The following is a 13,259-nucleotide window of genomic DNA, read 5'->3' on the forward strand; positions in this document are numbered from 1 at the left end:
ATATACCGGTAAGTAATTCTCACGTCATAAAAGATAAGCTATAAAAACAAGCGGATATTAACCTCCATAAGCGCCCGCAGTATCGATGTTTCTGTCAGTTATAACTGCCTTCTTCGGCGCTAAGTTAGTCTGAAGTTGGCTCGCAGCCTGTGCAGTTTCAATACTCATGAATTATATCAGATAGAGTCACCCCGAGCGCGATTATATATCTCAGCCCGTTACTCAATCGTTTACTAGCGGTTTAGTTCGAGTGAAAAATTTGCAGTAGAAAATTTTTAGTGATCCATTGGAAACTTTTTATCGAGAACAGTGTGAAGTAGATTGTTTCTAAAAATAAAACAATTTCTATATCTCATAAAATAGAGTTTAATCCATATTTCAACTTGTTTAGATTTTACCGAATAGGTTTAAGGTCTGGCTATGTCTTAATCAGCCAAAATTATCATTCATAATTAAGCACTTCTATAGCTAGCTCTACAAATTTGACAGTTTGTTAATTTTTACATTTTTACTACAGGCTCTGTGGTGTTTTTAAAAATATCCATTTATTTCATGTCATTAGAAATAGCTCCCATTTTGGTTAATTTGTTTTGATAAGTTTACGGAAGTGAGCGTATATGACACAAAGTGTGAGAAAGTGTGCTTTTATTTTGTTTTCAAAACAGGTAAAAAGAAAGGGTTAGTTTGGTTGTTACCAAGTCTAAACATCGCAAAAACATTATTTAAAATAATAATTAATATCAACAAAGGGAAATTCGATGTTTGCTAAAAATAAAATTCTTAGCTCAATTCAAATGTCTTTTCTTGCTGCGGCAACGTTGTCTGGAACGGCATTAGCCGAGCAGAATGATAACGAAGCCAAGGAGCTTGAAAGAATTCAGATCACAGGTTCGCGTATTGCGCGGTATGAGCTTACTCAGCCTTCACCTACTATTACTTTAACAGGTGAGCAAATCGAACAAGCTGGTATACCTGATTTAGCACAGGTGCTTTCAGAGCTACCAGCAATTGGTGCGACAGGTACGTTAAGAGCTAACACTGGTAGCAGTGAAAATGCGGGTTCAAGTACAATCGACTTACGCCGTTTAGGTACAGATAGAACACTGGTACTTGTAAATGGTAAGCGTCACGTTGCAGGTCAGCAAGGCTCGGCCGTAGTTGATTTATCTACAATCCCAACATCAATGATTAAACGTGTTGAGGTTATCACAGGTGGTGCTTCTGCGATTTACGGTTCTGATGCGGTATCTGGTGTAGTAAACATTATTACCAGAGATGACTTTGAAGGGCTTGAACTAAAAGTTGGCTATAGTGACTCACTGCACGGTATTGGTAATAAAAACAAGACATTTAGCTTAGTGGGCGGCGCATCTACAGCAGACGGTAGAGGTAACGCTACAGTATATATTACTAAGGATTCTGTTGCTGAAGTAATGGAGCGTGATATGCGCCATTATACTGAAAGTAGCATTGCTGATAATCCAGCAGATACTGGAGAAGATGATGGTATTCCTGATAAGGTGTGGGCACCAAATGTCCTATCAGAGTGGATCAGTCAGACTGCGGTTTTAGATTATAATAGAACGAATTACACTTTTGATAACGCAGGCAACGGTCAATTAATGCCTACGAGAGATTTGTCTAATTCGCAAGCTTTTGGTAGTTTTCCTGATGGCTGTGAGCTATGTTTTTCAACATCAAGATATGAAAACTTCCTTCCAGAGCGTGACAAGGTCACAGTAGGGTCGTTCTTTAACTACGAAATCAATGACAACGTTAAGTTTTACTCAGATGTAAAATACGTGCGCTCTGATATTACTCAGCAGGCTCAGCCAGCGTATCGTTTTGGTGATGGTGATACCGTTAACTTATTAGAAAACCCTTTTGTATCGCAAGAAACACTAGACTTCTTCAAGGCTAAAGCGGCGCAAAATGATAAGGTTAACCTAGAAGAAATAAGTATAAATAAGTTTTTCGACGAGATCGGTAACCGAGAAGCTAGAAATAAACGCGAAACATTTAGACTTGTTTCAGGTGTTAAAGGTGATTTTACCATCAGTGATACCCTGTTTGACTATGATGTCTATTACTCTTATGGGCGTACGGAAAATGACCGAATTCAAGCTAATGATCTAATTATAGGTAATTGGGTTGCGGCATTAGATGCAGTGATCAACCCCAAGACTGGTCAAGCAGACTGCCGCGCAAATGTACCATCTATGCAAGGTGACGACTATTCAAGCCCTGCAACCGTTGATGTGAAAAACTGTGTACCGTATAACCCATTTGGTTATGATCAAGTTTCTGATGAGGCGAAAGCTTGGGTGAGTGCTAACGTAACTCGCCAAGATACAATCAAACAAAGATACTTTGGTGGTTCATTGTCATTTGATAGTGCTGAGTGGTTTGAGTTGCCTGGTGGTGCGATGGGAATGGCACTTGGCTATGAAAAACGATGGGAATCATCTGGTTCAGTTACCGACGAATTAACCAAATCAGGTGCATTGAATGAGGTTGCTACACCAGATACATATGGTGAATATGATGTGTCAGAGTGGTTTGTAGAAGTAAACCTACCAATTCTATCAGATGCTTTCTTAGCACATGATTTAAGTATTGACGGTGCGTTTAGACGAGCAGACTACTCGCATGCAGGTGAAGTTGATGCGTGGAAGGTTGGCTTTATGTGGTCACCTATTGAAGGGTATAGTCTTCGTGGTACCTACAGTGAAGCGGTACGAGCACCAAACGTAACCGAAGCATTCTCACCTCGTAGCCCTGATTTTGCTCGTGTTTGGGATCCATGTGATAAATCAAGACTGGGAAATAACCCGAATCGTGCAGCAAACTGTGCGGCACTTGGAATACCTGCGGATCATGTCGGTCAAGATAATGCCAGTAAACGGGTAATCCTTGGTGGAAATCCAAACTTGACAACGGAAGAATCTACTTCATTTACAGTCGGGTTTGTTGCAACAGCGTTTGAAGACTTTTCATTTAGTATCGATTACTATGATATTGAAATTGAAGATGCGATTCAGTCAATTAAACCTCAAGCAGTCGTGAATAACTGTGTTGATGGTCCAGCACTTGACCCTATTTACTGCTCGCAAATTACACGAAATCCAAACAACAACTCTGTTACGTTTGTTGAGTCTGGTTACCAGAATACCGCAAAACGCGTTTTATCGGGCGTAGAGGCTGACTTTAGCTATAATCTTGACCTTGCTGATTTCTCGCTTCCGGGTGAAACTAAGTTTAACCTATTTGTAAACCATGTGTTTGAGTATGATACTTACGCGTTCCAAAATAACCCTGATAAGCCAGATCGTCAGGATGGAGAGCTAGGTGATCCATCGTGGCAAGCAACCTTCAGAGCAACATATAGTCTCGATGATTTATCAGTGACTTGGAGCAGCCGCTTTATCGATAGATCTGCTATCATTGACTTGAAAGAAACGTATACGGTGGATGGTAAAAAAGAAGGCGATACGCCTGAAGATGCTGCTTACCCGTATGCACCAAGCACGGTATATCATGATTTATCAGCTCGTTACTTAGCAACAGACGATCTTTCCGTTGAGCTAGGTGTGCGTAACATTTTTGATAAACTTCTACCTGAATATGTCGGTGGCGCTGGGGTGGACTCAGCAATTTATGACCCGTGGGGCAGAAGAGCATTTGTTAACTTAACTTACAATTTCTAAGTTGAAGCATTAACGAAAAAAGGCCACTTTAATGTGGCCTTATTTTTTCACTGAAAAGGGGTTACCTTTACTCAATCCCTTTTTTTGAATACAGCGTTACTTTATCTGAAAGCAGTGTAACTTTGATATGTTTATCGTCACTTCCCCAAATACAGTTAGTATGAAGTGTTTTTTCTTCACAGTTATCTGCTGAACCGAGAATTTGCTCTAGTTCAGTTTTGTCCATACCAACTTCTAGTTTATTGTAGTTTTCAAGGGTTACTTTAGAACAGCCTGTAAGGCCGAGTAATATCGATGCAAGTACTATTTTTTTCATTATGCTGCCCATCTAATGTTTATATTTTCTTATCTGGAAGATCACACCAAGTTTTGGGTGGTCTAAGTAATGTATATCTCCACTATACACGCGAGTATATTGAGACATTCTTGCGGTACGAGTATCTTGACCTTCTTCGTATCGTAAATCTAAGTTTGTTGTCACGTAAAGGTAATGCCTTACATGGATCTTGATTTGCCCTTCTAGTTGAAAATGCGCTTGAGGATTATGCGCTTCAACATCGAAAGGGCGAGTAAGGGCGGAAAAGCTATCGCCGCTTTGTGTAACAGTATAGCTCAACGGTGGCTTATGTTGCTTACCCGCGATGATTTCAATATTTGGTGCGCGTCGTTTGCTTTGTTCTGGAAAGCGCCACCCTGTATGTAATATGGGGTTTAACCCTTTGCGTTTCAGCTCATTAATCTTATTTGTAAAATTTAGCTGAGTTTTGTCGAGCAAATAGATAGCATTCATATGCTCTTGTGGTTCAACACGGGGTGTAAGAGGTAACTCGTCAAACTTTGCAACATAGTCTACATCAGGGTTACAGATAGTAGAGTAGTTGCCCTGTGTAAGGGCCTTTATCAAGTTCGGTTCTATAAATTGCTCGCTGCCTTGTAAGCATAATTGATGACCGGTGTTATTAAACCCTTCAAGCAATAGCGGTTTAATATTTTTGCGTGGCAGAGGCGTAAGTTCAATACTAAAGTCCTCTTTCAGTGCGTTGGCTGATGCTTGCTCAAACGCGATTATTTCAACCTCAAACCAGCGTACAGCATGAGCATACTGGCTGCTAGCTAGCGCTGCCAATAGGCTTATGCTTTTTATTATTTTCATGCTACCGCCTTTTTCTCAAAGTCATCTATCATGGCTTTTATTAGCTTTAACCTTTCTTGACCATTCTTTTCTTCAATCATAAACTTCAGTTTATTTGCACCTTCCATCCTATAGGTTGACGGGCTACTTTGTATCAAGCCAATGATGAATGTTGGGTTAACTTTTGTATGACTACTAAACTCGAAGAAACCACCTTTAGGGTTTGCTTCAACTTTGTTGATGCCAAGTTGAGTTGCTTTTAGCTTAACAGATTGTACAGCAAATAAATTTTTCGCTGCATCCGGCAGTAAGCCAAATCGGTCTATTAGCTCTATTTGCAGCTCATCTAATTCTTGTAGAGATTTAGCACTGGCGATCCGCTTATACATGCTTAAACGAATATTAACATCATGAATATAGTCATTAGGAAGTAGGGCTGGGAACTTAAGGTCAACCTCACTTTGTTGTTGAAGTAAGTTATCAAGAGTTGGCTCTTTACCGTTTTTGAGGGCTTCAACGGCTTGTTCTAACATTTCCATGTAAAGTGTAAATCCAACGGTTTGGATCTGACCACTTTGATCATCACCCAATAGCTCACCTGCACCACGGATCTCTAAATCGTGGGTAGCGAGGGCAAAGCCAGCGCCAAGATCCTCTAACTGCTCTATCGCTTGCAAACGTTTAACTGCGTCTTTGGTCAACGCTTGAGCATTTTTTGTTAGTAGGTAGGCATAGGCTTGATGATGGCTTCGGCCAACTCGCCCACGTAGCTGGTGAAGCTGCGCTAAACCAAGCCTATCAGCTCTATCCATAATGATAGTATTAGCTGATGGTATATCTATGCCAGTTTCAATGATGGTGGTACAGACAAGGACATTGTACTTTTGATGATAAAACTCTCCCATCAGGTGTTCTAGTTCTTTTTCACGCATTTGCCCGTGTGCCGTTGTTACATTCGCTTCGGGAACTAGGGCTGAAATGTCAGCACTTATTTTATCGATAGTCTCTACATTGTTGTGTAAAAAGTACACTTGGCCACCGCGCTTGATTTCGCGTAATATTGCCTCGCGGATCAACTCGTCATTTCGTTCGCGGACAAAGGTTTTCACCGCTAACCGCTTTGCCGGTGGCGTAGCAATGATTGATAAATCTCGCATGCCACTCATGGCCATATTCAATGTACGTGGAATAGGGGTTGCTGTGAGCGTTAGAATATCAACATCGGCTCTGAGTTGTTTGATTTTTTCTTTTTGCCTGACCCCAAAACGGTGCTCTTCATCGACAATCAATAAGCCTAAATCAGCGAATTTTATATTTTCTTGAATAAGCTTATGCGTGCCAATAACAATGTCAATTTTGCCTTCTTCGAGCTTTTGCAGAGTCTCTTTTTGCTCTTTTGCTGAGTTAAATCGGGATAATACGCCCACTTCAACAGGTAAATCTGCAAATCTATCTTTGAAGTTCTCAAAATGTTGCTGAGCAAGCAAAGTGGTAGGGACTAAAACCGCGACTTGCTTGCTGTCATTAACCGCAACAAATGCAGCGCGCATCGCAACTTCCGTTTTACCAAAGCCAACATCACCACACACGAGCCTGTCCATTGCAAGACTTGACTGCATATCAGCCAATACCGCGGTGATGGCGTTGCGTTGGTCGTCGGTTTCTTCGAATGGAAAGCTGTCGGAAAAATCTCGGTAGGCGTTTGCATCAACCTTGAAAGCATAACCGGGTTTACTTTGACGTTTTGCGTAAATATCCAGAAGTTCAGCAGCCACGTCTCTCACTTTTTCAGCCGCTTTACGCTTTGCCTTTTCCCACGCGTCATTGCCAAGTTTGTGCAGTGGTGCTGAGGCCTCTTCACCACCAGAGTAGCGACTGAGCATGTGCAGTGATGACACTGGCACGTACAATTTTGCTTCATTGGCATAGGTGATTGTTACAAATTCAGTAGCAACACCGGCGGCATCTATTGTTTCTAGCCCTAAGTAGCGACCGACACCGTGGTCTAGATGTACAATCGGCTGGCCTGCTTTTAATTCAGCTAGGTTTCGGATCAGTGCATCTTGACCTTGTTCATATTTATGCTTTCGGCGGCGTTTTTGTGAAATTTTTACACCAAGCAGCTCTTGCTCGGTGATAATAGAAAGGGAGCGAGTCTCTTGCACTCTGACACTGGTCGCCAGTGGGGTGACGATAATGCCAACATCAGCATCACAGGCTATAAAATCCCCGATCCGCTTGAAGGGAGTTAGTTTTAGGCCTGTGGGCTTGAGTAGAGTTAATAACGACTCTCGTCGTCCTTCAGACTCCACGCTAAATAGCACTCTGGATTTTTGTTTCTTTTGTTGAGTGATGTAATCAAGCACTTTTTGATATGGATTACTCTGCTTGTGCTCAATACGGACATCATCTATCAACTCTGCATTGATGTTATGATGGCCAGCCTTTGTCCCGAGTTTTGCTTGACTTAGCTTTATTCTCGGAAATCGATTTATGCCTTCAAAGAGTGTTTCTATCGGTTGGTATAGCTTGGCAGGTGCCAACAGTGGACGAAGCGGATCTACTTTTCGGTTTTCATAACGTTTTGATACATCTTGCCAAAATGTGTGAGCCGCAGACTCAATATCCCCAAATGGCATAATGACGGCGTCGTTAGGTAAATAATCAAATATAGTAGCGAGTGAATCAAAAAACAGCGGCAAGTAGTATTCTATACCAGCAGGCCAGTTGCCCTTGCTAACCTGCATATAAATACTGTCTTTTTCACTGCTTGCACCAAAAGCTTCACGATAGCTGATCCTAAATCGCTCAATATCTTCGGCATTGGTTGGAAACTCGTGAGCTGGCAACAGATCTATCGCTTCAATTTCGTCATTTGAACGCTGACTTTCAATGTCAAAATGCCTGATTGAGTCAAGCTCGTCATCAAAAAAGTCTAATCGAAAAGGAAGAGGGCTACCCATAGGGTACAAATCTATAATCGAGCCGCGTACTGCAAACTCGCCATGCTCCATAACTTGTTGAACGTGTCGGTAACCTGCTTGTGTAAGCGTCTCACGGAGACTTTGGGCATCAACGGTATCTCCCTTTTTAACCTGCAAGCTCATACCATGAATAAAGCTCGGTGGCGCTGTGCGCAGCATAAGTGTTGACACAGGAATGATCAGCACTGACTGCTTCTCATGCTTTAACGTGTTTAGTGTTGCTAGGCGCTGCGAGATGATATCTTGATGCGGTGAAAAGTGGTCATAGGGCAGAGTTTCCCAGTCTGGAAACATCATCACTGGCGTGTCGTTTAACAGGTACGCCAGCTCATGCTCAAGACGAAGTGCAGAAGGAGTATCAGGAGTAATGAGCACCACGAGGTTATCGTGTTTTTGAATGCTTTCACTTAAACAGAGTGACAGGCTACTACCAACTAGGTTACCCCAAGTGATTTTGTCCTTATTAGACTTTACCCATGGTAAATTATTCCACTGCACGTTCGCCATTGACTACTCCTATTTATTAATCGCGATAGATTTTACAAAGATCTTGATAGTGATCGATTCGTCTGTCTCTTAAATACGGCCAGATCCGACGAACTGATTCACTACGAGCCAAATCTATGTCTACCACACAGACGGCTTCGTCTTGTTCCGAAGCATGTAATAGCATCTCACCTTGTGGACCTGCCACGAACGAGTTACCCCAGAATTGGATCCCTTCGCTTTGTCCTGAAGGATCCGCTTCGTGACCAACACGGTTAACACTAATCACCGGAACACCATTAGACACGGCGTGAGCGCGTTGAGCAATGATCCAGGCATCGCGTTGGCGTGTTTGCTCAGCTTTGTCGTCTCTTGGATCCCAGCCTATTGCTGTTGGGTAGATAAGAAACTCAGCTCCAGCCATCGCCATCAAACGTGCACCTTCAGGAAACCACTGATCCCAGCACACTAAGACGCCAAGTTTACCCACTGAAGTTTGGATCGGTGTAAAGCCCATGTCGCCAGGCGTAAAGTAAAACTTTTCATAAAAGCCTGGGTCATCGGGAATGTGCATCTTACGGTATTTACCAGCGATAGTACCATCAGACTCAAGTACAACCGCAGTATTGTGGTAAAGCCCTGTTGCACGTTTTTCAAATAACGAGGCAACAATAACTACATTCAACTCTTTGGCTAATGCACCTAAGGTCTCAGTGCTTGGACCTGGGATAGTTTCTGCCAAATCAAATAGATCGGTGTCTTCTGTTTGGCAAAAGTATAAGCTGCGATGTAGTTCTTGCAACACTATTAGTTTTGCGCCTTGCGCCGCTGCGGCTTTGATGCCATCACAAGTCTTAGCAAAGTTGCTTTTTAGATCAGCCGAGTTGTTATGCTGCACAACACCGACTTTTATGTTTTTTTCAGCCATGATACTTACCTTAAAAAACCTTTGGGTAACTGCATAGTAATACAATGCAAGCTACCGAATTGATGAATGATTGGTAAACAGTTTACGCCTATTACTGTTCTTTCAGGGTGGGCAAGGGAGATTTTACCCAGTGCTTCTTGGTCTTTTTCATCACCATAAATTGGCACTAAAACCGTTTTATTTAAAATAAGGTAATTTGCATAAGTGGCAGGTAATCGCTCCCCGTCACTATCATACTTAGCACTAGGCCACGGCAGGTCAATCAGCTTGTAGGGATTGCCGCATGGCGTACGAAACGAGCGTAACTGATGTTCCATTTTATTCAGCGCATCGTAGTGCTCATCACTTTTGTCGTCGCATTTTACATACACTAAAGTGTTGTGTGGTGCAAAGCGCACTAGGGTATCGATATGGCTATCTGTATCATCTCCTGCTAGGTAGCCATGATCAAGCCACAAGAAAGACTCGGCACCGAGCTCTTTTTGCAATACCAGCTCTAACTCTGTTTTACTCAAATGTGGGTTACGATTCGGATTCAACAAGCACTCAGATGTTGTCAGTAATACTTTATGCTCGTTTATCTCAATACCGCCGCCTTCAAGTACAATATCCACAGGTTTAAAGGTGCAGTTGGGGTTTAACACTTGTGTGGCAAGCTGTTGATTGATTTTGTTATCGAGTTCAGCGGCAAACTTATCACCCCAACCTGTAAACGTGAAGTCTTTTACACACAGTTCCATGGTGCTATTTTGTGTTGTTAGCGGGCCATGATCACGTGTCCAAGTGTCATTACAGGGCGTAACGACAAACTGGCATTGGGCTAAGTCAACATTGGCGTCTGCTAATAAACGTTCAATGTGTTTTCTTAGCGATTCATCATGCGCCACAATAACCACTTTTTGAACTTGAGTAATATGTTGGCAAAGTACGACATAGACAGGCTCTACATCGCTGAGAATATCTCTCCAGTCAGTTTGCGAATGCGGCCAAGTGAGCATCACGGCATCTTGTTCTGCCCATTCAGGGAGTAAAGTAAAACTCATTAAATCATCACCATAGAATAATAAGCCTATAGTTTATCATTAACCCCAGAGGTGTCAGTAAATTTTGACGCGTTTAATTGAGGTTGCTGAGTTTGATTGTGTGATTTTTATACCAACTCGCTTAATTAAGTGATCTATTTTGAGGCGAGAGAATCTTGCCGATAACCAGGCAAAAATTTTGCTATTTAGTTGTTCTAAATAAGAAATTTTTAACGCAGTTAGCGTCAGATTTACTCCTTCAAATTGAGCAAGCATTAAGACTAATTGGTATTACTCCTTTTGCTGTTTTTGTTTTAATTGCCTGGTTTGTGCATGTAAACTGGCGCGAACCAATAACTCTTGATCAGCTTCTCTGATAGCGCTGAACACTAAGGTATACTTTGATTGTTGCTTGGCCAGTACTTGGGAGTAGCAAAAAATAGCACTAGCTTCATTGCGTAAAAATACTTTCGTTCGCAGCGACTGACCTACTTCATACTCGTCTTCTAATGTAACCGTTAAGCCTCCACCACCATAGCTGTCACAGTATAAGCTGCTGTCGTCAGGCTCTTCAGTGGCAAGAATGTGGCTAATGATTAGGTCAATTTTGCGTGATTGTGCTTGTAAGTAGGCCGCGAGTTCATTAGCGGTATTGCCTAGGTTGCGTAGGGGCCTCAGGGCATTAAGGTCCAGTGCATTGATTTCATTGGCAAGCTTGAATAGTGGGGGAATGGCAGCCTCTAATTGGTACTCATTTTCAGGTACCATATTATCGTCTACTGGGTATAGGTTTATTTGAACCTGCTCCGCTACTTGAAAGTACTGTTCAAATAATTCCTGCAAATTTGCTTTCATTTTAATCTCTTGGCACTACGGCGCTTACTGCCTCTATTACCTCTATAGTAACGGTTTAGTTTAGTGATAATCAAACTTTGAATTGCTCAAGTAATTGCTCTTGACCAGTAATTTTATTAACTTGTGACTGCATGGTTGAATCAACACTTCTCGCTTCACTGTATACTGACTCAGAAATTTCTTTTATTGATGCGCTACTATTATTAACGTTGCTTACAATGTCATTTTGCTCGTGTAGCATATCGGCAATACGAGAGTTAAGTTCAACAATATGGCGAATAGCACTTCTCATATCCTCTAGCGCGTGGCGAGTTTGCTCAGCTTTATCTACGGTTTTCTCTACATAATCTTGGCTTTGCTTCATAACGGTAACTGCGCTTTCAGATCCTGATTGCAGTTGGTTTATCATGCCTCTGATCTCGGTTGTGGCCTCTTGAGTGCGCTGAGCAAGCGAGCGTACCTCATCGGCAACCACTGCAAAACCTCTACCTGACTCGCCAGCTCTTGCGGCTTCAATTGCTGCATTTAAGGCAAGCAGGTTAGTTTGCTCTGCAATACTGTTTATCACAGAAAGGATTTGTTCGATGGCTGTAGATGAACTTTCAAGCTCTGTGACAACATTCATCGCTGAGCTGATTTGATTCGATAATGCTTCAATAGTATTGGTAGTTTCTGCAACGATAGCCTCACCCTGAATAGCAACCTGATCAGTATCTTTTATCGCTTGTGCTGCCTCTTGGGCGCACTTAGTTACTTGATGCTCTGTTGCAGACATATGTGTCGTCGCATTATTTAATACCTTTATCGTTTCTAATTGTGTTTCTATGGCTTGACGAGACTGAGCCGCGACGTGAGATGTGTGCTGGGCATCGCTGAGCACTTCATGCCCTGAGCGTTGAATATTCACAATAAGTGTTCTTAATGTGTCGGTGAAAGCGTTAAAGTTCGTTGCTAAGGCAGAAAACTCGGGTTCATGGTTTGTGTTTAGTCGTACCGTTAAATCGGCATTGCCTTTTGCAATGGCAGCCATTGCAGTGTTGATTTCATCAAGAGGTTTTAGTAGCCAATTTATAACGAGCGACAACAACAGTGTTGCCAGCACAACGGAAATAAACGCAAAAACGGCTGCATTTTTTCTTAGTTGCGAGAGAGCGGCAAATACAGTGTTTTCGTCTAGCATGACCCCTAAATACCAGTCTAGGTCTGTCACTTCTTTAAATAACAGCAATTTATCTTCGCCATCGACCTTAACGTATTGTAACGACTCAGATGGTTTGATTTGGCCGAGGAATTCTGTTGAAGGCTTGCCATTTAGGTTGACATCGGGGTGTGAGATAGTTGAGCCATTTTTGCTCACCATAAACGCATACCCAGCATCAAGCAGGTTAAATGAGTTAATCATTTTGCCAAGTTTGGCTAAACTCACATCATAGAAAATAGCACCACTAAATTGACCTTGTTTGAAAACAGGCGCACCTATCGACACAACGATTTCATTGCTGACCGCATCGGCATAGGGGGAAGTAATGATGAGTTCACGTGCATTTTTTGCATCGGTATACCAAGGCCGTTTTCTGGGATCCCAATTAGCACCTGGGTTCCAGCCGGGGTCGCTGGCAACGTATCGACCCGTTTGTTCTTCACCATACCCGATAAGTAGAAAAGCATCGGTAAGCTGTGGTTGCGATAGTATGGGAAAAGCGTCCTCTAAAGTATTTGTTGCAGCGACTAGGTTGGTTGTGAGCGCAGCTAAGTCGGTTGCCCCTTTCATTTGTGCTGTGACGGTATTACCAATTCCTTGAATTATCTCATTGATACTCTGCGCTGTTTGGGTTTTTATCGCTGTACGTACAGACAGATACTGAATGACAGATAAAACGAGTAACGCGAACAAAAGTACAAACGCAGAGACGGATACAACTTTGTGTTTAAACTTCACAGCCATACTCCAACAGTATTTATACATTAAAGTTATGACAGATAATGAGAAAATGCCAAAACTTCTGCGCAACATTTGAAGGTATTTCGAATTATTGCGTTTTTATCAGCTATTTATTCATGGTGCATTTCCGATTCTTTAAGACTTACAAGAGTAGAAAGCATCATGTACAAAGCAGTATTGGCAACAATTGTCTCGGCAACGAT

General features: G+C 42.2%; 8 protein-coding genes. 1 reads left to right on the plus strand and 7 read right to left on the minus strand.

What is annotated here, in order from left to right; all coding sequences use genetic code 11:
• Positions 1-758: 758 nt before the first annotated feature.
• The gene (locus HUZ36_RS00360) at positions 759-3,707 is read left to right on the plus strand and encodes a TonB-dependent receptor domain-containing protein (protein ID WP_176031711.1); all 2,949 of its coding nucleotides are present in this window, start codon (positions 759-761) and stop codon (positions 3,705-3,707) included.
• 67 nt (positions 3,708-3,774) lie between these two features.
• On the opposite strand, the gene HUZ36_RS00365 is transcribed toward HUZ36_RS00360, so the two are convergent.
• From HUZ36_RS00365 to HUZ36_RS00395, 7 genes are all read right to left on the minus strand, one after another.
• On the minus strand, positions 3,775-4,023 hold the full coding sequence (locus HUZ36_RS00365; RefSeq protein ID WP_176031712.1) for a DUF3862 domain-containing protein: 249 nt from the start codon (positions 4,021-4,023) through the stop codon (positions 3,775-3,777).
• A gap of 12 nt (positions 4,024-4,035) precedes the next feature.
• Positions 4,036-4,860: a CsiV family protein gene (locus HUZ36_RS00370; protein WP_176031713.1), complete on the minus strand. Its 825-nt coding sequence runs from the start codon at positions 4,858-4,860 to the stop codon at positions 4,036-4,038.
• A complete protein-coding gene (gene mfd, locus HUZ36_RS00375) occupies positions 4,857-8,330 on the minus strand; it encodes a transcription-repair coupling factor (RefSeq protein WP_128729664.1) in 3,474 nt (1,157 codons plus the stop codon). Before mfd ends, HUZ36_RS00370 begins: the two co-directional genes overlap by 4 nt.
• 16 nt (positions 8,331-8,346) lie before the next feature.
• Positions 8,347-9,237, minus strand: a complete 891-nt coding sequence (locus HUZ36_RS00380; protein ID WP_217704556.1) for a carbon-nitrogen hydrolase — start codon at positions 9,235-9,237, stop codon at positions 8,347-8,349.
• Positions 9,238-9,242: 5 nt separating this feature from the next.
• Entirely contained in the window at positions 9,243-10,280 is a 1,038-nt protein-coding gene (locus HUZ36_RS00385) for an agmatine deiminase family protein (RefSeq protein ID WP_176031714.1), read from the minus strand.
• A 270-nt stretch (positions 10,281-10,550) separates the two neighbouring features.
• A complete protein-coding gene (locus HUZ36_RS00390) occupies positions 10,551-11,114 on the minus strand; it encodes a PilZ domain-containing protein (protein ID WP_176031715.1) in 564 nt (187 codons plus the stop codon).
• A 70-nt stretch (positions 11,115-11,184) separates the two neighbouring features.
• Positions 11,185-13,059 (minus strand): methyl-accepting chemotaxis protein, encoded by a 1,875-nt coding sequence (locus HUZ36_RS00395; RefSeq protein ID WP_217704557.1) that lies wholly within the window; start codon positions 13,057-13,059, stop codon positions 11,185-11,187.
• Positions 13,060-13,259: the final 200 nt, after the last annotated feature.

Source organism: Pseudoalteromonas sp. McH1-7, from assembly GCF_013366255.1.
In the GTDB taxonomy this organism is placed as follows: Bacteria; Pseudomonadota; Gammaproteobacteria; order Enterobacterales; family Alteromonadaceae; genus Pseudoalteromonas; species Pseudoalteromonas peptidolytica.

Bases quoted from the DNA above. Each gene is read 5' to 3' on its own strand.
- HUZ36_RS00360 (WP_176031711.1), top strand. From the start codon at position 759: ATGTTTGCTAAAAATAAAATTCTTAGCTCAATTCAAATGTCTTTTCTT.
- HUZ36_RS00365 (WP_176031712.1), bottom strand. From the start codon at position 4,023: ATGAAAAAAATAGTACTTGCATCGATATTACTCGGCCTTACAGGCTGT.
- HUZ36_RS00370 (WP_176031713.1), bottom strand. From the start codon at position 4,860: ATGAAAATAATAAAAAGCATAAGCCTATTGGCAGCGCTAGCTAGCAGC.
- mfd (WP_128729664.1), bottom strand. From the start codon at position 8,330: ATGGCGAACGTGCAGTGGAATAATTTACCATGGGTAAAGTCTAATAAG.
- HUZ36_RS00380 (WP_217704556.1), bottom strand. From the start codon at position 9,237: ATGGCTGAAAAAAACATAAAAGTCGGTGTTGTGCAGCATAACAACTCG.
- HUZ36_RS00385 (WP_176031714.1), bottom strand. From the start codon at position 10,280: ATGAGTTTTACTTTACTCCCTGAATGGGCAGAACAAGATGCCGTGATG.
- HUZ36_RS00390 (WP_176031715.1), bottom strand. From the start codon at position 11,114: ATGAAAGCAAATTTGCAGGAATTATTTGAACAGTACTTTCAAGTAGCG.
- HUZ36_RS00395 (WP_217704557.1), bottom strand. From the start codon at position 13,059: ATGGCTGTGAAGTTTAAACACAAAGTTGTATCCGTCTCTGCGTTTGTA.